Origin of the sequence: Mesorhizobium sp. M0522 (assembly GCF_040321085.1) — a bacterium.
Lineage (GTDB): Bacteria > Pseudomonadota > Alphaproteobacteria > Rhizobiales > Rhizobiaceae > Mesorhizobium.
The window spans coordinates 1-18667 of the sequence record NZ_JAMYQW010000001.1 but is presented as its reverse complement, the minus strand read 5'-3'; the positions used below and the strand labels follow the sequence as shown (position 1 = coordinate 18667).

The 18667-nt window shown below is 63.0% G+C and carries 18 protein-coding genes; 9 read left to right on the top strand and 9 right to left on the bottom strand.

Translation table 11 applies throughout. The features are described from left to right. Window position 1: 1 nt before the first annotated feature. Complete coding sequence (gene phnH, locus NKI58_RS00090) at window positions 2-610, bottom strand: phosphonate C-P lyase system protein PhnH (protein WP_352783594.1); 609 nt, start codon at window positions 608-610, stop codon at window positions 2-4. Continuing rightward, on the bottom strand, window positions 610-1071 hold the full coding sequence (phnG, locus tag NKI58_RS00085) for a phosphonate C-P lyase system protein PhnG (RefSeq protein WP_352613115.1): 462 nt from the start codon (window positions 1069-1071) through the stop codon (window positions 610-612). Before phnG ends, phnH begins: the two co-directional genes overlap by 1 nt. Window positions 1072-1206: 135 nt before the next feature. Here phnG and phnF point away from each other — a divergent pair, with 135 nt between their 5' ends. Then, a complete protein-coding gene (gene phnF, locus NKI58_RS00080; RefSeq protein WP_352448378.1) occupies window positions 1207-1950 on the top strand; it encodes a phosphonate metabolism transcriptional regulator PhnF in 744 nt (247 codons plus the stop codon). Window positions 1951-1968: 18 nt separating this feature from the next. On the opposite strand, the gene NKI58_RS00075 is transcribed toward phnF, so the two are convergent. The 5 genes from NKI58_RS00075 to NKI58_RS00055 form a co-directional block, all read right to left on the bottom strand. Beyond that, entirely contained in the window at window positions 1969-2985 is a 1017-nt protein-coding gene (locus NKI58_RS00075) for a zinc-binding alcohol dehydrogenase family protein (RefSeq protein WP_352783596.1), read from the bottom strand. Window positions 2986-3055: 70 nt separating this feature from the next. Beyond that, window positions 3056-4021, bottom strand: coding sequence for an ABC transporter permease (locus NKI58_RS00070; RefSeq protein WP_352448376.1), 966 nt, complete (start codon window positions 4019-4021; stop codon window positions 3056-3058). After that, window positions 4018-5571, bottom strand: a complete 1554-nt coding sequence (locus tag NKI58_RS00065; RefSeq protein WP_352783598.1) for a sugar ABC transporter ATP-binding protein — start codon at window positions 5569-5571, stop codon at window positions 4018-4020. Before NKI58_RS00065 ends, NKI58_RS00070 begins: the two co-directional genes overlap by 4 nt. Before the next feature lie 104 nt (window positions 5572-5675). Beyond that, window positions 5676-6671 (bottom strand): ABC transporter substrate-binding protein, encoded by a 996-nt coding sequence (locus NKI58_RS00060; protein WP_352783600.1) that lies wholly within the window; start codon window positions 6669-6671, stop codon window positions 5676-5678. 329 nt (window positions 6672-7000) lie between these two features. Beyond that, the gene (locus NKI58_RS00055; protein ID WP_352783602.1) at window positions 7001-8506 is read right to left on the bottom strand and encodes a UxaA family hydrolase; all 1506 of its coding nucleotides are present in this window, start codon (window positions 8504-8506) and stop codon (window positions 7001-7003) included. A 255-nt stretch (window positions 8507-8761) separates the two neighbouring features. Between NKI58_RS00055 and NKI58_RS00050 the strand changes: the two genes are divergently transcribed. The 7 genes from NKI58_RS00050 to NKI58_RS00020 all read left to right on the top strand — a co-directional run bounded on the left by NKI58_RS00050 (window position 8762) and on the right by NKI58_RS00020 (window position 14987). Beyond that, window positions 8762-9664 carry a GntR family transcriptional regulator gene (locus tag NKI58_RS00050; protein WP_352448373.1) on the top strand — a complete coding sequence of 301 codons (903 nt, stop codon included), beginning with the start codon at window positions 8762-8764 and terminating at the stop codon, window positions 9662-9664. A gap of 119 nt (window positions 9665-9783) precedes the next feature. Continuing rightward, window positions 9784-10140: a DUF2946 family protein gene (locus NKI58_RS00045; protein WP_352588434.1), complete on the top strand. Its 357-nt coding sequence runs from the start codon at window positions 9784-9786 to the stop codon at window positions 10138-10140. 101 nt (window positions 10141-10241) lie between these two features. Beyond that, entirely contained in the window at window positions 10242-10778 is a 537-nt protein-coding gene (locus NKI58_RS00040; protein ID WP_352783606.1) for a copper chaperone PCu(A)C, read from the top strand. 25 nt (window positions 10779-10803) lie between these two features. After that, a complete protein-coding gene (locus tag NKI58_RS00035) occupies window positions 10804-11322 on the top strand; it encodes a YcnI family copper-binding membrane protein (RefSeq protein WP_352783609.1) in 519 nt (172 codons plus the stop codon). A 56-nt stretch (window positions 11323-11378) separates the two neighbouring features. Continuing rightward, the gene (locus NKI58_RS00030) at window positions 11379-13004 is read left to right on the top strand and encodes a copper resistance CopC/CopD family protein (protein WP_023675214.1); all 1626 of its coding nucleotides are present in this window, start codon (window positions 11379-11381) and stop codon (window positions 13002-13004) included. A 140-nt stretch (window positions 13005-13144) separates the two neighbouring features. Beyond that, window positions 13145-14569, top strand: coding sequence for an NADP-dependent phosphogluconate dehydrogenase (gnd, locus tag NKI58_RS00025; protein ID WP_352620218.1), 1425 nt, complete (start codon window positions 13145-13147; stop codon window positions 14567-14569). A gap of 187 nt (window positions 14570-14756) precedes the next feature. Continuing rightward, window positions 14757-14987 carry a hypothetical protein gene (locus NKI58_RS00020; RefSeq protein WP_095488311.1) on the top strand — a complete coding sequence of 77 codons (231 nt, stop codon included), beginning with the start codon at window positions 14757-14759 and terminating at the stop codon, window positions 14985-14987. A gap of 252 nt (window positions 14988-15239) precedes the next feature. On the opposite strand, the gene NKI58_RS00015 is transcribed toward NKI58_RS00020, so the two are convergent. After that, entirely contained in the window at window positions 15240-16394 is a 1155-nt protein-coding gene (locus NKI58_RS00015) for an SIR2 family protein (protein ID WP_352783613.1), read from the bottom strand. 71 nt (window positions 16395-16465) lie between these two features. Further along, window positions 16466-17230 (bottom strand): hypothetical protein, encoded by a 765-nt coding sequence (locus NKI58_RS00010; protein ID WP_352620222.1) that lies wholly within the window; start codon window positions 17228-17230, stop codon window positions 16466-16468. 356 nt (window positions 17231-17586) lie between these two features. On the opposite strand from NKI58_RS00010, the gene NKI58_RS00005 reads away from it, so the two are divergent. After that, a complete protein-coding gene (locus NKI58_RS00005; protein ID WP_352641154.1) occupies window positions 17587-18429 on the top strand; it encodes a hypothetical protein in 843 nt (280 codons plus the stop codon). The last annotated feature ends 238 nt before the right edge of the window (window positions 18430-18667 follow it).

Here is an 18667-nt window from a genome sequence, read left to right as displayed (position 1 = left end):
GCTACGCCTCCATGATCTTGATGCGCGTCGTGCGCGGCAGGCAGGCAATTGCGTCGAACGTGGCGAGGATGATATCGACGCCACGCGGAAAACGCTGGTTGTTCTGCTTCCATTGCTCGACGAAATGGCGCGGCATTTGCGCCGGCGCGATCGTCGCCGTCTTCTCGATGCCCGGGCCTTCGAGCAGCAGCGCAGCGCCGGAGACGAGATCGCCGACCTCGAGGATCAGCGTCGTCGAACGATCGGGATAATCCTGGGTGCCTTGCGAAAACCCGTCTAGCGCCATCATCTCGGCCGGCGTGGCGATCAGCGCGAAATGCGCGTCGGCCGGGGTGTTGGCCAGCGGCGCGCCGGTATGGAAGCCAAGCCAGGATTTCACCGCCGACACCTGCAAAGCCGGGTCGAGCCAGAGCGGCGTGTCGTTGTCGCACAGCGCCAGCGCAACGGCGCCGGCGGTGGCCGACAGCGGCGCCGGTGGGTGGGCAAGGGCCGGCAAGGGCTGGACGCTGCCCGGCCGCGCCATCGCGTCCATCACGGCACGGAATACGGTCTGGGCATTGAATACCGGATCGGCGAAGCCGCCTTCAATGGATTGAGTGGCGATATCCATCAGTCTTCTCCGCGCACCATGGTGAAGAAATCGACCTTGGTCGCCGCCGTCTCGGCGCGGCGCTGTTCACGCGCCTTGGCCAGTGCCGCCTGCAAGGGCGCAACGATCCTGGTCTCGACCTCGTTGCGGTGGGCAGGATCCTGCCAGAGCGCGTCGGCGATTGCAGCCAGCCTTGCCTTCTGCTTGTCGCGACCAAGCGCGTAGCAGTGGCCGACATGGCCGGACGCAAGCCGCACCGTGGCACGGGTGACCGTCGCCTCGCCGACATTGAAGGGCGCGCCGCCGCCGCCGATGCGGCCGCGTACCGTAACCAGGCCGGTTTCGGGGCCACGCAGAAGTTCCGCTTCGCAAGGCAGGCCGGCTTCGTCCCAGAGGCGGACGATGTCGTCGCCGGCCGATTGCGCCAGCGTCGCCATCACGGCCTTGCGCTCGGCCTGCTCTCGCGCTTCCCGTCCTCGCATGGCCGGTGCTCCTCGTCTGCGTTCATTTGTCTATTGATATAGACAACTATACAAATTATATCCATTATCTAGCGCGTGTCCATGACGGGCACGTGACACGGGCCAAAAGATCGGCGCGAGGAATTGGGGCGGGAGATGATCGGACAAGCCAACAGCATCGAGCGGCGCAGCGGTGTCGCGCTGTGGCGGCAGATCGCCGACCAGATCCTGCATTCGATCGCCGCCGGCGATTTTCCCGAGAATGCCGCGCTGCCGCCGGAGATCGCGTTGGCCGGACGCTATGGCGTCAACCGCCACACGGTGCGTAGCGCTATCGCAGCGCTGGTGCAGGAGGGTGTGCTCAGGGCGGAGCAGGGGCGCGGCACCTTCGTGCTGTCGCGCAAGCGGCTGTCTTATCCGATCGGCGCCCGCACCCGCTTTTCCGAGGGATTGCAAGGACAGGCGTCCGAGCGGCATATCACCTTGCTCGCGTCATCGATCGAGCCGGCCAACCGTCGTGTCGCAGAGGGCTTAGGCCTGGCGACGGGGGCCGATGTGATACGCCTGGAAACGCGCGGCGAAGCCGATGGAATGCCGGTGTCTCGCGCGGCCGGCTGGTTCGATGCCAGGCGCTTTGCCGGCATCGATGCCGCCATGGCGGAAACCGGTTCGATCACCGCATCGCTGGCACGTTTCGGCATCGACGACTACCTCAGGCAATCGACCGTGCTGTCGGCGCGCCATGCCGATGCCGCCGACCTTGCGGACCTCGAGCTACAGCCCGGCGCCATCGTGCTGGTGACGGTCGCCGTCAACGTCACGCCCGACGGTCAGCCGATACAGTTTTCGGAGTCGCGCTTCCCGGCCGAGCGGATCGAGCTCAAACTGTCGGCGCTCTGAGATGCGGCAGCCCTGGCATCATCCGACTTGAATGACGGCCTTGATCAGGCCGGACTTCTCATGCGCCCAGCGGGCGAGGTCACGCGGCGTCTCGCCAAGCGTGGTGCGGTGGGTGACCAGCTTTGCCAGCGGCAGCGCGCCGTTGCGGATCGAGGCGGCGACATGGTCGAAATCGGCACGCAGGGCGTTGCGGCTGCCGATCAGCATCATCTCGCGCTTGTGGAATTCGGGATCGGAAAAGGCGATGTCGTCCTTGACGACGCTAACCAGGACCAGCGCCCCGCCGTGCGCGACATGGGCGAAGGCCGACTGCACCGACCGGGTGTTGCCGGTGGCATCGAAAACCACGTCGAAGCCGTCGCCGCCGGTTGCTTCCCGCACCAGGTCGGCAGCAGCGCCCCGCGAGCCGTCGAGGGTCGCGAAGCCGAGTTCGCTTTCGGCAAAGCCAAGCCGTTCAGCGCTCATGTCGAGCAGCGTCACATCGAGCCCGGCGATGCGGGCGAACAGCGCCGTGCCGAGCCCGATCGGGCCGGCGCCGATGACCAGCGTGCGCGCACCTGGATCAGCGAGCGAGCGCCGCACGGCATGGGCGCCGATCGCCAGGAATTCGACGGCGGCAGCATCGGCCAGCGACAAGCCGTTTGCCGGATAAAGATTTTGCGCCGGCACCAGGATCTGCTCGCACATGGCGCCGTCGCGGTGGACGCCGAGCACCTCGATCATGACACAGCAATTCGGCTTGCCTTGCCGGCAGGCGATGCATTTGCCGCAGGCGAGATAGGGATTGACGACCACCGCTTCGCCGACGGCGAGATCGACGTCCTCGCCAACCTCGATCACGGTGCCGGAAACCTCGTGGCCCATGATGCGGGGATAGGCGAGGAACGGGTGCTTGCCTTCGAAGATGTGATAGTCGGTGCCGCAGATGCCGACATGGCTGACGGCGACCAGCGCCCAGCCGGCGGGGGGCGCGCCAGGCGCCGGACGATCTTCGAGGACAAGTTCGCCGGGCGAGCGGCAGACGACGGCTTTCATGCTTCAATCCAGTCGGTTCATGGCACCGCCGGCCCTGCTGTCGCGAGGCCGGCGGTCGTTGGGAGGCAGTCTATTTGCCGCGGCGGCGCAGCCCGTCGAAATAGACGATGACGATGATCAGCACGCCGGTGATGATGCGCTGCCAGAAGGCGTTGACGTTGAGCAGATTGGCGCCGTTGTTGATGGTGGCAAGGATGAAGGCGCCGAGCAGCGGTCCGTGCACGGAGCCGACAGCGCCGAACAGCGAGGTGCCGCCGATCACCGAGGAGGCGATCGCCTGCAATTCCCAGCCCTCGGCCTGCGTCGGATTGCCGATGCCGATGCGCGAGGCAAGCAGCACGCCGACGAAGGCCGCACACAGGCCCGACAGCGTGTAGGCCATGTAGATGGTGCGCTGGACGTTGACGCCTGACAGGCGCGACGCCTCGGCGTTGGAGCCGACCGAGAACAGATAGCGGCCCCAGCGGCTGTGGTGCAGGAAGATGTAGGCTGGGATGCCGACCAGGATCACCATCCAGAACAGATTGGGGACGCCGGCGAAGGAACTGCGCGAGAACGTCTGGAAGGCGTCGTTGTTGATCGAGATCGAGTTGCCATTGGTCATCAACAGACCGATGCCGCGCAGCGAGGTCAGCGTTGCCAGGGTGATGATGAAGGGCGGCAGGCCCATCTTGACGATGCCGAACCCATGGAACATGCCTATGGCGACGCCGACCAGCAAGGTGATCAGGATGGCGAGGAAAACCGGTGTGCCGGCGTTGATCAGCATCGCGACGATGACGGTGGCGAAGCCGACCACGGCGCCGACGGAAAGGTCGATGCCGCCGGTGATGATGACGAAGGTCTGGCCGACCGCCAGGATGGCGATCATCGACCCTTGCCGCAACAGGTTGGAGATGTTGTTGGCGGAGGCGAAGCTCGGCGTCGCCACCGACAGGATGATCCATAAAAGAACCAGCAGCGCCAGCAGTGTCAGTCCGAACAGGGCGTTGTAGTTGCGTTTCGGCCTTTCGGCAGCGATCGCCTCGGTGCTCATATCTTCCCTCCCGGTCTTTCTTGTTTCTCGGCCAGCGCCTGGGTGAGGATCTCCTCGTGATCAGCGGTACGAAAGCCGTGCGTGGCCACCAGCTTGCCGCGCCGGAACACGTGCAGCGTGTCCGCGAGTTCATAGACCTCGGGCAGGTAGGACGAGATCAGGATGATGCCGGCTCCCTTGGACAACAGCGCGCCGAACAGGCGGTAGATCTCGGCCTTGGTGCCGACGTCGACGCCGACAGTCGGCTCGTCGAAGATGAATAGCTTGGCGCCATGGGCGAGCCATTTGCCGATGACGATCTTCTGCTGGTTACCGCCGGACAGGCTGGAGGCCAGCGCGCCGCGCGTCGGCGTCTTGATGCGCAGGTCGGCGATCTGGCGATCGGCTTGCGCCTTTTCCTGCGCGCGGGAGATCAGCAGATTGCTCGAGATGCGCTTGTAGATCGGCAGATTGAGGTTGAGTCCGACCGGCAGGTTGAGGCAGAGGCCCTGGTCGCGGCGGCTTTCCGGGGCCAGCGCCATGCCGAGCCTGATCGCGTCATGTTCGGAATTGACCTTGACCTCCTTGCCCTCCCAGAGGATCTGGCCGGCCGATTTGCGGTGCCGGCCATAGAGCGTGGTGACGAACTCGCTGCGCCCGGCGCCGATCAGGCCGTAGAGGCCGACGATCTCGCCGGCGCGGACGGACATCGAGACATTTTCGAAACCCTTGCCGGACAGATTCCTGGTTTCGACGATGGTCGCGCCGGGGGTGAAATGCTCCTTGTGGTAGACCTGCTCGATCGAGCGGTTGATCATCATCTTGACCAGCTCGGCGTCATTGGTCTCGGCAATGTTCCTGGTGCCGACCAGCGTGCCGTCGCGCAGCACCGAGACGCGGTCGGCGAGCTCGAACACTTCTTCCATGCGATGGCTGATGTAGATGATGGTGACGCCTTCGCCCTTCAGCCGGCGGATCAGCGTGAACAGCTGGTCGGCCTCCTTGCGGGTAAGATAGGCGGTCGGCTCGTCGAAGATCAGGAATTTGGTGCCGCGCACCGTGGCGCGGGCGGCGGCGATCAACTGCTGCTGGCCGATGGTCAGGTCACCCAGCATGACATGCGCCGGCAGGTCGAAGCCGAGATCGTCGATGATCTTCTGCGCCTGCCTGACCATCGCCCGCTGCTGCAGGATGCCGAAGCGGGAATCCTCCTCGCCGAGGAACATGTTGGCGGCGACGGTGAGATGGCGGCATAGGACGACTTCCTGATGCACGGCATTGATGCCGAGCGCCATCGCCTCATGCGGCGTTGCCAATGCGGCAGGCTTGCCCTCCCAGATGACATCGCCGGAGGTGCGCGGCATGACGCCGGTCAGAAGCTTGATCAGGGTGGATTTGCCGGCGCCGTTCTCGCCAACGATGGCGTGGATCTCGCCGGCCTTGAAAGCGAGATCGACCGGCTTCAGCGCATGGGTGCCGGGATAGCGCTTTTCCAGCCCGCGGAGTTCGAGGATGGTCCTGCCCGGTTCCAGCGTTGGGGCCGGATGGAGTTCCTGCGCCGTCGACATCATGACAATCCTCCCAGATTGGCCCCCAAAGATTGGCCTCGCGATTGGCACGAGTGGGATGTTTCCGGGGCGAAAAGGCCCCGGAAACAGTTCACTTGCGGCTATGCTCAGTCGAGCTTCGGGTTGAGCAGCGCGTCGATCTTCGGATCCTTCATGTTGGCCTTGGTAACCAAATTGGCGCCGGTATCGACATTGGCCTCGACCTTCTCGCCCTTCGAGGCGGCGAGCGCCGTCTTGATGCCGTCATAGCCCATCCGGTACGGATCCTGAACGACGAGAGCCGAAATGACGCCGTCGTTGAGGAACTTGATCAGCTTCTCGTCGCTGTCGAAACCGACCAGCCCGACCTTGCCGGCAAGACTGTTCTCGGCGATCGCCTGACCGACGCCCTGCGCCATGATCAGGTTGGAGGCGAAGATGCCCTTGAGGTTGGGGTTGGCGGTGATCAGATCGGTGGCGATGTTGAGGCCGGTGGTGGCCTGGCCGTCGGCGTATTTGTCGGCGACCAGCTTGAGGCCCGGATATTTGGCAGCGAGCTGTTCCTTAAAACCCTGGGCGCGCTGTTCGAGCGAGCCGGCGCCCGGAAGAGCGGTGATCAGGGCGACGTCGCCCTCGACCTTGCCGCCATTGGCTTCGCCGATGGCTGCGGCAAGGCCGTCAGCGGCAACGCGGCCGCCCTGGATGTTGTCGGTGGTCAGGAACGAGGTGAAGGCCTTGGAGTCGGCGCCAGAGTCGATACCGATGATCTTGACCTTGGCGGCGGCCTCGTCGATCGGCTTGCCGAGCGCCTTGGCTTCGGTCGGCGCGATGACGACGGCCGCCGGGTTGCCGGCGACGGCATTTTCAAGGATCGAGATCTGGCCGTTGACGTCGGTCTCGGCCTGGGCGCCGAGCTCCGGCACGTTGACGCCGAGATCCTTGCCGGCCTTGCGGGCGCCAGCCAGAACGATCTGCCAGTAGAAGGACGTGGTGTCCTTAACGATGATCGGAATGGTCGCGTCGGCCGCGGATGCCGGGGCCGAGTGCATCACGCCGGCAAGCATCGAGGCGGCTGCGAGTGCCACGAAGGCGCGGCGATTGAGAATGCTGGTCACGAATTTCATTAGGAGTCCTCCCTAAGTCGCCCGGTGAATGTTACGGAAGCTCCATTCGGATGGCGCGGCCCAAACGGAACTTTATCAATAAAAAACATTTACCGCATTTTGATAGTGCATCACCTCGGTCGGCGCAAGCGATGTTTGATGGCCGCTCGAATGGCTGGGCGGGAAAGCTTGCTCCCTCGGAACTCCGCTGCCAATCTCCTCCAATATGTCGCATGGAATATTAATTCCATCATCCAGTCAATATGGAATGTTCATTCTTTTTCGGGAGCGTTGGAACTGTGACGCCTGGCGATCACGTCCGGTGTTCGCGACTATTGCGCATGTCCGGCTTAGAGCGTCGCTCCGAGATGCCAAGGCACGAACTCGTTGTCGCCGTAGCCGAACTCTTCGCTCTTGGTCTTGCGGCCCGAAGCCGTCTCGACGATCAGTTCGAAGATCTCGCGGCCCATGCCGGCGATGGTCTTTTCGCCCGAGGCGATGACGCCGCAATTCACGTCCATGTCCTCTTCCATCGTGTGATACATGGTCGAGTTGCTGGCGACCTTAATCGACGGCGTCGGCCGGCAGCCGAAGCAGGAGCCGCGGCCTGTGGTGAAGACGATGACATTGGCGCCGCCCGCCACCTGGCCGGTGGCCGAGACCGGGTCGTAGCCGGGCGTGTCCATGAACACCAGCCCGTGCCCGGTGACCTTTTCGGCATAGCCGAAGACGCCGTTGAGCGGCGTCTGGCCGCCCTTGGCGACCGCGCCGAGCGACTTTTCCAGGATGGTGGTCAGGCCGCCGCGCTTGTTGCCCGGCGAGGGGTTGTTGTCGATGGAAGCGCCATGCTTGGCGACATGGTCTTCCCACCATTTCACGTAGCCGTCGAGCTTGGTGGCGATCTCGGGGGTGGCGGCGCGATAGGCAAGCAGGTGCTCGGCGCCGTAGATCTCCGTCGTCTCGGAGAGAATGCCGACACCGCCGACGCCGGCCAAAATGTCGACCGCGGCACCCAGCGCCGGATTGGCGGTGATGCCGGACATGCCGTCGGAGCCGCCGCATTGCAGGCCGACGACGATCTCGCTGACCGGGATCGGCTCACGCTGAAGCTTGCCGACCTCCTCGGCGATCTCGGCCAGCACGACCAACGCCTTCTCGACCGATTTGCGCGAGCCGCCGGCTTCCTGGATGTTGAAATGGCGTTTTCCCGCGGCAACGCCCTTCTGGCCGTAGAGGGTGAGCTGGTTGACCTCGCAGCCGAGCCCGACCATCAGCACGCCGCCGAAATTCGGATGACGGGCGTAGCCGGCCAGCGTGCGGTGCAGCACCATCATGCCGTCGCCGGTGGCGCTCATGCCGCAGCCCTGGCCGTGGACGATCGGGACGAAGCCGTCGATGCCGGGATATTGCGGCAGAAGCGTGCGGTTCGCCGCGTCAGCGATGGCGTGGCAGACGGTGGCCGAGCAATTGACGCTGGCGAGAATGCCGATGAAGTTGCGCGTGCCGGCGCGGCCGTCGGCGCGGCGGTAGCCCATGAAGGTGCGGGCGCGGTCGGCATCGGTCGCATGCACTGCCTCGCTCGGCGGCACCACCGGCAAACGCCCGCTTTCGAAGACCAGATTGTGCGAATGGACATGCTCGCCGGGCGCGATGTCTTGCGTGGCGCGGCCGATCGCCTGGGCGTATTTGACCACGGCCTCGCCGGCCGCAATCGGCTTGATCGCCACTTTGTGGCCCGGCTCGATCACTGCGGCGGCGACGGCGCCGCCCGGCAGCACGGTGCCGATCTCGATGCGGCCATTGGCGACCGCGACATTGTCGGCGGGAGACAGAAGAATGCTGTTTGCGGCGTTCACGGGAGCTTCCTGGGTGTGTTCCTGGGTGCGCGAGCGGATTGACACGCGGCTCTTAACATATAATGTCTTTTATCGTGAAAAAACATTTTTGCGTCAATTGTTTTTTCGCCAGAGCGCGACGCGTCTTTTGGATGCGAGAAGTAGGCTCTACACCAAAACTAGCGTTGCGCATGATGTTTTCCGAAAAGGTACCGGTTTCATGCGCGAGAAACGCTTCACACTGGCCGCAAACGCAGATGCGCCACGGGGCAGGGGATGTCGAAGAGCAACAACGTTTACAAGGACGCCTATAATCGCGGTCTGAGGCTGCTCGACGAAACCAGGAGCCTGCCTTCGGAGCCGGAGCTGGGTACGCTGCTCGGCGTCAGCCGCACGACGGTCCGCACTATCCTTGCGCGCATGGAAGAAACCGGGCTGATCGACTGGAACAAGCGCAGCAAGACGGTCCTGCGCGAACCGCGACCGGACGATTTCTTCCCCGAGGAAGAAACCGACACGCTGGCCGAGATCATCGAGCGCTCCTTCATGCGGCGGCTGCTTGCCAGCGGTGCCGAAGCCGGCATGCAGATCAACGAGCTCGAACTGGCGCGCGAGATCGGCGTCGGCACCACCAGCGTGCGCGAATTCCTGATCCGCTTCTCGCGCTTTGGGCTGATCGAGAAGCGCCGCAACAGCCACTGGGTGCTGAAAGGCTTTACCCGCGCCTTCGCGCTGGAGCTGACCGAAATCCGCGAGATGTTCGAACTGCGCTCGGCCGCAGCCTTTGCCGCTCTGCCCGAGGACAGCCCGGTGTGGGCCGACCTCGACCGCCTGGAAGACGAGCATCACCGGCTGGAGCGCGAGATCGCCGTGCGCTTCAACGAATTCTCCGAGCTTGACGAGCGCTTTCACCGGCTGATCCATCGGGCGTCGCACAACCGCTTCATCGTCGATTTCTACGACGTCATCGCCATGATCTTCCACTACCACTACCAGTGGAACAAGGCGCAGGAGCGCGAGCGCAACGAAGTCGCGGTCCAGGAGCATCTCGCCTATATCGCCGCGCTCAAATCGCGCGATCTCGCCAAGGTCGACGCCGCCTGCCGCAAGCACCTGAAATCGGCCCGCCACACGCTGCTGACGTCCATTCCCGAGGGCAGGCAGCCGCAACGCGCGTGATTGTGTTGCGTTGCCGCAGCAACGTTTTGGCGATTTTTCGGCCGCCGGCTCCGTGCTAGAGAGCTGACGTTGCTGCGTGAAGAGGCTGGTTCTTGACCATACGCCGGAGACGATGGAGCATGCCGGTCGCGTTCGCCGCGGCGTGGCTTTTCATGCTCCAGTCGATGTTCGGCGCGTTTGCGTCCGGCGTCGAGCCGAAAGCCTCGCAATTCGATGCTTTCGGCAACACGATCTGCACCCATGACGGTGCGGCGCAACTCCCCGCCGGCGATCCGCATCAGCAGCACATGCCGGCTTGCTGCATGCTTGGCTGCAATCTCGTTTCGGCGGTCTACGCGCCGCTGGATGCAGCCGGGAGCCTGGCTCGCAGCCTTTCCATCGAAACCATCGCCTTTTTCCTGCCGGCCTTCCGGCATCGCGATTTCGCCCGCGCCCGCACTCCGTCCAATCCGCGTGCACCACCGGCGACGGCCTGATCCGTTCTGGTTCGCGCCGCGCAACGCTTTGCCGGCGCGTTTATCGACATCGTTCGCGACCGGCCATCGGCGCGATCCCCCTTAAAGTCCACGGAGCAATCATGTCTCACTCTTTTCGCGCTGCCGCATCCAGCCGCAGGCGCTTCGCACTGGGTAGTTTCGAGCAGCGTCTCGGCGTCGCCCTTTGCGTTCTTGCCCTCCTGTTCGCCAGCGCCCAGACGGTGTTGGCACACGAGTTCAAGCTTGGCGATCTCGAGATCGGGCACCCCTGGTCGCGCGCCACGCCAGCCGGCGCCAAGGTGGCCGGCGGCTACTTCACCATCACCAACACCGGCAGTGCGGCGGATCGCCTGCTGTCGATCACCTCCGACATTTCGGCCAAGGCCGAACTGCACGAGATGGGCGTCAGCAATGGCGTGATGACCATGCGGCCGGTCACCGGCGGCCTCGAAATCCCGGCTGGCGGCAAGGTCGCGCTGGCGCCTAACGGCTATCATTTGATGTTCATGGATTTGAAGCGGCAGCCCAAGGAGGGCGAAACGTTCTCCGCCACGCTGACCTTCGAAAAAGCCGGGCCCCTGCAGATTGAATTCGCCGTGCAAGGCATCGGCAGCGCGGCGCCCCAGGACGACGACTGACTTGGCCGCTTCGAGAGGTACCATCATGAAGAAATCTCTTTTGCCCGGCTGCGTGCTTCTTGTCCTCGGGACCAGCGCGGCCTTTGCCCACATCACGCTCGAAACGCCGGAGGCGGCGGTGGGCTCGACCTACAAGGCGGTTCTTCGGGTGCCGCATGGCTGCGAGGGCAAGGCGACGACCGCCGTGCGCGTGCAGATCCCGGAAGGGGTGCTTTCGGTCAAACCGATGCCGAAGCCGGGTTGGACGCTGCAGGTCAAGAACGGCAAATACGAGAAGTCCTATCAGCTCTACGGCCAGGCAGTGACCAGCGGCGTCAAGGAGATCGACTGGAGCGCCGGCAGCCTGCCGGACGAATTCTACGACGAATTCGTCTTTCGCGCGACGCTGGCGTCCGACCTGCCGGCAGGCCAGACGCTGCATTTCCCGGTGGTGCAGGAATGTGACGGGGTTGCCGATCGCTGGATCGAGATTCCGGCGGCCGGGCAGGCTGAGGACGCGCTGGAATTTCCGGCGCCCGGCCTCAAGCTGCTGCCGAAGAAGTGATCCTTACGCGGCGCGCTCTATCCGAAAGAGCGCGCCGCTGTCTTTGTGGCGGTGACATGAGCGCGGCATCGATCCTGCGAACGGCCTGCACAACCGGCCGGCTTGCCATAGGCCTGCTGGCTGCGATTGTGCTGCTTGCCACCATTGCCGCGCCAAACGCAGCCTTCGCCCATGCGGCGCTGATCAAGGCCGAGCCGGCTGACGGTGCGGTGCTGGCGCAGAGCCCGTCGCAGATGTCGCTGACCTTCAGCGAGCCGGTTTCGCCGCTGGTGCTGACGCTGGTGCGGCCCGACGGGACGTCGATCCCGCTGAGCTCTTTCCGGCTCAGCGGCCAGACCGTCGAGATTGACAATCCGCAGGCGCTGACGTCGGGCACGCATGTGCTGAGCTGGCGGGTAATCTCCGCCGACGGGCATCCGGTCGGCGGCTCGGTGCTGTTCTCGGTCGGTGCGCCGAGTGCTGCGCCGGCCGCCTCCGAAGCTGTCGACCGGGCGCTTCGAACGGCGATCTGGATCGGCAAGGTTTTTCTATACATCGGCCTGTTTTTCGGCGTCGGCGGTGCCTTTGCGCAGGCCTGGCTGGCGCAAGGCGGCCGATCCGGCCAGAACATGATCGTCGCCGCGATCCTGTGCGGGCTGGCCGCCGCACTCTTGTCGCTCGGTTTCCAGGGGCTGGATGCACTCGGCGCGCCGCTTGCCCGGCTGGCGCAGCCGGTCATCTGGCAGACCGGGCTTGGCACCAGCTTCGGCTGGACGGTGCTGATCGCGCTGATGGCGCTCGGCCTTGGCCTGCTATCGCTGGTCGTGCCGCCCGCCGACGCAAAGCCGCTGGCCTTGGCCGGACTGGTTGGCGTTGGCGCAGCACTTGCCGCCAGCGGGCATGCCAGTGCCGCCGAGCCGCAATGGCTGACCCGGCCGATGGTGTTTCTGCACGCCACTGGTATCGCCGTCTGGGCCGGGGCGCTGGCGCCGCTCGGTCTTGCCTTGAAACGGCAGCCGGACAAAGCCGGGCCGTTGCTGCGCCGGTTTTCACGAGCGATCCTGTTCGTCGTGGCGGTGCTTGCGGCAGCCGGCATCGTGCTCACCGTCATCCAGGTGCAAACGACGTCGGTGCTGGTCCATACCGCTTACGGCCGGCTGCTGCTGCTCAAGCTGGTGCTGCTCGTCTTTCTGTTCACACTCGCCGCCGTCAATCGCTTCAAGCTTACGGCCCCGGCTGAGGCGGGCGAAACAGAAGTCCAGCGGCGGCTGGCCCGCTCGATCGCCATCGAGCTGCTGATCGTGCTGGCGATCTTCGGCGTTGCCGCCGGCTGGCGCTTCACGCCGCCGCCGCGCGCGCTGGCGATCGCCGCGGCACAGCCGGCGTCGGTGCATATCCACACGCTGCAAGCGATGGCCGACCTCAGCATTGCGCCCGGCCATGCCGGAGCTGTTGCCGCTTCGATCTTCATCATGACCGGCGATTTCGGCCCGCTCGACGCCAAGCAGGTAACGCTGGTGCTGTCAAAGCCCGATTCCGGCATCGAACCCATCAAGCGCCCGGCGACGAAGCCCGGCGACGGTACCTGGCGCGTCGACGATCTCGTCATCCCGGTCGCCGGCCGGTGGACGGCGCGGCTCGACATCCTGGTCTCGGATTTCGAGATGGTGAAGATAGAGGCGCCGATCGACATCAGGCCGTGAAGACGGCGCTGGTCCGCGCAACACAATTCGGCGAGGCGGTTGACGCGGCCGCGAACCCCCGTCAATCATCGCCATCAAGAATGGGCGTCCAACCCAATCGCGGGCTCAAACCAACAAGATCCGAAAGCAGGGAAGAAACGATGGAAAAAGCCGAAATAGGCCTGATCGGCCTTGGCACGATGGGCTCCAACCTGGCGCTCAATATCGCCGAGAAGGGGCACCGCATCGCCGTCTTCAATCGCACCGCGGCGCGCACCGATGCCTTTGTCGAAAATGCCGGCGCGCTTCGGGATAGGGTGGTGCCCTGCTACAGCCTCGAAGAACTGGCCGCCGCGATCCGGCCGCCGCGGCCGATCATCATCATGGTGCTGGCCGGCAAGCCGGTCGACGAGCAGATCGCGGCATTGCGCGGTGTGCTGTCGGCCAACGATATCGTCATCGACGCCGGCAATGCCAATTTCCGCGATACGATGCGGCGCTTCTCCGAACTTACCGATTCGGGCCTGACCTTCATCGGCATGGGCGTGTCCGGCGGCGAGGAGGGCGCACGCCACGGTCCCTCTATCATGGTCGGCGGCACCGAAGAGTCCTGGAAGCGCGTCGAAAAGGTGCTGACCGCGATCTCGGCCAAGTTCAAGGGCGAGCCTTGCGCGGCGTGGCTTGGCACCGACGGCGCCGGCCATTTCGTCAAGACCATCCACAACGGCATCGAATATGCCGACATGCAGATGATCGCCGAGATCTACGGCATCTTGCGCGACGGGCTCGGCATGGGGCCGAAAGAGATCGCTGAGGTGTTTTCCCAGTGGAACACGGGCAGGCTCAATTCGTACCTGATCGAGATCACCGCCAAGGTGCTGGCCGCCGACGATCCCAAGACCGGCAAACCGGTGGTCGACATCATCCTCGACCGCGCCGGCCAGAAAGGCACCGGCAAATGGTCGGTGATCGAGGCGCAGCAGCTCGGCATCCCGGCCACCGCGATCGAGGCGGCTGTGGCGGCACGCGTACTGTCGTCGATCAAGGACGAGCGGCTTGCCGCCGAAAAGGTCTATGCCGGCGGCGTGAGCAAGATTTCCGGAGACAGGGACGCCCTGCTCGCCGATCTCGAGCTGGCTCTGTTTGCTGGCAAGATCGCCGCCTACGCGCAAGGCTTCGCGGTGATGAGCGGCGCGTCGAAGGAATTCAACTGGAACCTGCCGATGCCGGTCATCGCCAAGATCTGGCGGGCCGGCTGCATTATCCGCTCGCAATTGCTGGATACGATGGCGGAGGCCTTCGGCGCCGGCGGTGCAGCCACCAACCTGTTGATGGCGCCGGCTTTCGTCTCATTGATGCAGGAGGCACATCCGTCGCTTCGCCGTGTCGTCGCAAGGGCGGCCGAAGCCGGCTCGCCGGTGCCGGCCCTGTCATCTGCACTTGCCTATTTCGACAGTTACCGGCAGGGCCGGGGCACCTCGAACCTGATCCAGGCGCAGCGCGATTTCTTCGGCGCGCACGGCTTCGAGCGCATCGATGGGCAGGGCGCTTTCCATGGTCCTTGGGGAAGCGGCGCGGCGGGTTAGCGTCGCGACTTGGACCTAGAGTCCAATTTTGCGGTTGTCAGAAGGCAGATATCTCCAGCGACCAACTGGGTGTCGGGTCGCGCCAGGAACCTGCTATGCCGGTAGAGACGATTGACGGTCTCATCGGTATCGGCGGAGCCGCGAATCTGTGGTAAGCCGCCGCTCAACCAACCAAAGGACGACACCTGTGAGCGAACCGACCGTGGCCCAGGCGACCGAAAGTATCTATGCCTCGCTGCGGGCGGATAATGCCGACATCGACGCACATATCGCGACGCTTAAAGCGGCGCTGACACGAGAAGGGATAAAACAGGCGGTGTTCGATCCGACCAAGTTGGCGCAGAACAACCGCTCGGGGCGCAAGTTGATGCAGGCCTATTTTCGGCAGCGCGGCGTGAGCGTGAGGTTTTCGGACTAGTAGAGCCGCGCGCGGGTGATCTCAAGCGCGCCGTTGGGAGTTCTCGGGCCGGTCCGGCGGTTCGCCATCTGGACGTCGGGACTGCGCCTCATATCAGTCTTTCGACCCGTGGCGCGAACAGCCCGAAAGCCGTCGTTGCGAAAATGCCTTCGCCATCCGGAACCGGAACCGCATTGATCAGGATGCAATAGCTTCTTCGCTATTAAACATTATTCTGACTTCGGAGTCTGAAATGCTGCGTCCTCAACGGGCTCATACGAATATCTTGTCGAGTGATCCAAGATTGAAGCCGTTTCCGCTCAGATCGGCGCGCGACCAATCCACGAAGCGATAGCGCTCTCGGAAGTTCGCTTCGGATGCGGCATCGGGGAAATAATCGACGATGGCAAGCGGCGTCTTTTTTCGGCCCAGCTCGTCGGTTTCCCACTTGTGCCGCTGGTAGTTTGTCACGAGGCTGTAGAGGATCTGCCTGGCGTAATCATCATGGCCGGGCAGAGAGAAGCCGACGATCGCCATGCCGAAATTGTAGTAGCCGCCATTGCCCATCCCCTCCCAAAAATCATTGAGACGCGTGGCATAAAGCAGCTTTGTGGCCGATGGTGGCAATATGCGCGGCGTCGCCATGAACAGAAGATCTTTATCGTAAAGCGCCTTCAGGTTCTTCGCGCGATAGATATTTTTCAGCGGGTCCGACTCTTGGCGGGGACCATCGGTCAGTCGCTCAAGGCCGAGGCCAGCCTCATCGGAAAATATGATGTCTTTTGGAGGCGGCGCGCCCATCTTTGCATGGTTGGCAATTCTGCGCTCAAAGCCGGTGCGGTCGAACCAGTCAATGGAGCCGTGCATTTTGAGGATGACGACCTCATCCCGGTCGTTATCGATCGTACCGCCAAACTGAGTCACTTCCTTGAACCGGGTCGAAAACAGGCGGTAAGGTTTGCCGATAGCATCAAGCGCGCGTTCCAGAAGCGTGTCGTAGTTGAAGGTAATGACGTAATCGTCCGGCTCGAGGCGTTTTGCGAATTCGATGTAGAGATCGGGCACAGTGTTGAGCGCGTTGACGTGCCGCGCCAGAATGCTGCCGATCAGATATTTCGTGACGATGGTTCCCTCATTGCCGTCCTGACTCCACGTATCACCACCCCGGAGGCCAAGATAATGTTCGACGTCGAGGAAGCGCATGAAGTCCTCGAAATCCACCGTCTCCGGCGTCAGACTTTCGCCAGCCGCATCTCTGCGAAATTCAATGTAGTGCTCAAGATCGTTGTTGAATTTCGAAGCCCGCCGGTCGGAAGGAAAGGCCGCAGCCGTTTCGCGGATTTCTTTCCATAGATCATATGCCAGCGGCAGTTGAGCAGGCCGCGAGAACCCCGCTCCAAGGATAATGAGTCTATACTTGTCCGGCATCGGCGCCCCCTTCAAAAAGTATACCCCGAAACGTACTGCCGGTCATGCTGTATGACTTTGCGGACGCTCGATTACTTGCGGCTCCGGCGGAAGCGTTCGATGGGCTTTCCGGTCAGGAAGCCAACATCGTACTCGTCGCCTTTCCAGCGCTCCAAATACGGCTCGCCGAATTGTTCCGCACAGTCGATCCAGGCGGTACCGAAAGGATTGACGAAATCAGCCAGGGACTCTTTGCCTTCCGCATAAAGCGGGACCCATACGGACCTGGCGATATCGTCTCCTGTGTGGTGATAGACGTTCGGTGTCATATAGACGAAGCCATCGACATGGCATTCCGAAAGCCCCAAAGCGGCATTGCTGAGAATAGCAAGTGCGTCCGCAGGGCTGAGCCCGAAATTATTGTCATTTGCGAACATCGCCAGGCCAAAGGCATCTGGAATTTTTAGGTGAAGTTTGGTGGCCGCAATTTGCTTGTTTGCCTTGCGAAGGGCCTGCCGCAGAGGATTGGCGATCTGCTGGCGGAGGCGGGCCGCGACTCGCTCCGGCATGGGCTCGCCGCGAAACAGAAAGCCCATCAATTCGCTGCCCGTGTGCCCGAAATGCGTAAACGCCCGCGCGACGCGCTCGGGATAGGCATCGCGAGAGTCCGTTTCCATGCACTTCAGTTCCACGATCACACGGTCGTCAGGAAAATAGAAGTCTGCATTCAGGACCATTTCCGGCTGGTCGGGCATCAGGTCACGCACGATCTGACCGTTGCGAAAGGTCGGCACGAATTTGGTAAATTCGGGTTCAATGTGGATGAGTGTCGGTTGCCAGTCGGGGCTGCTCTCCATCTGTCTTGTCCCCTTCGGCCCGTTGCCTTTAGCATGTAGTGCGCCTTCGGACCGAACTCACGTTATGTATAATGGCTTGTGCCCGCGGAGTGAAGATTTTGCCACCGCAATATTAGCGCGGAACTTCTGCAGCGCTCTGCACGGGAGCGCGCGTAGCGGAACTTCGGTTTCTGATGGACCCGACCCAAGACCGGACAGTCGGCCTTCTGCCCCGCGGCTGCGCCCCGAAGCAGACATATCGTGGAGACTGGCATTTGCAGGATGATTGCGACAGGCTTTGTGAAAAAAAGGGCAGTCGGCGAAGAACTTGCCTATATAGAGCGGCACCTAACGGCGGCCGATATAGGAACGACTGGATGAGCAGCGTCACGTTCGTTTTTGACCCCAAGGAAGGCCTGGGCGACGGCTTCCTCACGCCGGTCTATTTCGACAACGAGGTGCTGGTGAAGCACCTCTACAGCAAGACGAACGCGGTGGAGTTCGCGAGCGAGACTTACGGCACCATCTATTGGCCGGACCACTACATGTCGTTCGGGATCAATGCCCAGGGGGCGGTGATCGCGTGGCTCGGGGATCTGCAAGATCAACCTGCGGCCGAGCAGCACCATTGGCGAGAGCATAACATCCCAGCACAGCATGACATGAAGTCGGAGTTCTACGACGCGCAGATCGATGCTCAGTTCACACAATCCCCGATCGCCATCCAGACGATTAACGAGCTGGAGAAATGGAACGCCGCTTTCGCCGGTAAGCACGGCCTGCGGCTCTACAAGCCCACTTCCTTCAAGGATCGCATCGAGGCGGTGCGGCGCTACCGTCGCATCATCATCCAGTCAGAGGACGATTTCATCCGTTTCATCAGCGAGCTGAACGAGATCATCAACGAGAACGTCAACACCGATGAGATCCGGAAACTCCTCAAAGGGAAGAACGTCGCCTTCAAGGACGGATCGAAGGGCAACAAGCTCCTCGAAGTCGTCTATCGCGACGTGCTCGGCGATACGACCAACCTCATCGAGCCGTTTTTCATGCTCTACGACGTGCGCCTGTGGGCTGACCATGACATGGGAGACAAGCTGCTGCAGGGCGTTTGCGCGAAGCTGGGCATAACCGACCTCACCGACTTCGAGGCGATCCTCACGGCTCTCCTCGAGCGCCTGCGGGGTGCTCTGAAAAAGCTGTCGGCCACCTACGGCTGATCGGTCAGGTTAGTCCCAAATAGCGCTTCACAGTCTCGGGGATCACCGTGGTGGCCACATCGGCCCCGATCTTAACCGCGCCCTTGCCGGCCGCCTTCGAGCGACTGCTTCATCGATCTGAGTTCTTGGCGCAGACTTCCGTTGTGGGTCGGTGAACGAACCCGCTGCGCGGGATGGGCGCGTGGGGTGAGGTAGAGTTCACGAACCGAACGTCGCGCTCGCATTGAGGGTGGTTCGG

Coding starts and splice junctions, on each gene's coding strand:
- phnH (WP_352783594.1), bottom strand. CDS start 610: ATGGATATCGCCACTCAATCCATTGAAGGCGGCTTCGCCGATCCGGTA.
- phnG (WP_352613115.1), bottom strand. CDS start 1,071: ATGCGAGGACGGGAAGCGCGAGAGCAGGCCGAGCGCAAGGCCGTGATG.
- phnF (WP_352448378.1), top strand. CDS start 1,207: ATGATCGGACAAGCCAACAGCATCGAGCGGCGCAGCGGTGTCGCGCTG.
- NKI58_RS00075 (WP_352783596.1), bottom strand. CDS start 2,985: ATGAAAGCCGTCGTCTGCCGCTCGCCCGGCGAACTTGTCCTCGAAGAT.
- NKI58_RS00070 (WP_352448376.1), bottom strand. CDS start 4,021: ATGAGCACCGAGGCGATCGCTGCCGAAAGGCCGAAACGCAACTACAAC.
- NKI58_RS00065 (WP_352783598.1), bottom strand. CDS start 5,571: ATGATGTCGACGGCGCAGGAACTCCATCCGGCCCCAACGCTGGAACCG.
- NKI58_RS00060 (WP_352783600.1), bottom strand. CDS start 6,671: ATGAAATTCGTGACCAGCATTCTCAATCGCCGCGCCTTCGTGGCACTC.
- NKI58_RS00050 (WP_352448373.1), top strand. CDS start 8,762: ATGTCGAAGAGCAACAACGTTTACAAGGACGCCTATAATCGCGGTCTG.
- NKI58_RS00045 (WP_352588434.1), top strand. CDS start 9,784: ATGCCGGTCGCGTTCGCCGCGGCGTGGCTTTTCATGCTCCAGTCGATG.
- NKI58_RS00040 (WP_352783606.1), top strand. CDS start 10,242: ATGTCTCACTCTTTTCGCGCTGCCGCATCCAGCCGCAGGCGCTTCGCA.
- NKI58_RS00035 (WP_352783609.1), top strand. CDS start 10,804: ATGAAGAAATCTCTTTTGCCCGGCTGCGTGCTTCTTGTCCTCGGGACC.
- NKI58_RS00030 (WP_023675214.1), top strand. CDS start 11,379: ATGAGCGCGGCATCGATCCTGCGAACGGCCTGCACAACCGGCCGGCTT.
- gnd (WP_352620218.1), top strand. CDS start 13,145: ATGGAAAAAGCCGAAATAGGCCTGATCGGCCTTGGCACGATGGGCTCC.
- NKI58_RS00015 (WP_352783613.1), bottom strand. CDS start 16,394: ATGCCGGACAAGTATAGACTCATTATCCTTGGAGCGGGGTTCTCGCGG.
- NKI58_RS00010 (WP_352620222.1), bottom strand. CDS start 17,230: ATGGAGAGCAGCCCCGACTGGCAACCGACACTCATCCACATTGAACCC.
- NKI58_RS00005 (WP_352641154.1), top strand. CDS start 17,587: ATGAGCAGCGTCACGTTCGTTTTTGACCCCAAGGAAGGCCTGGGCGAC.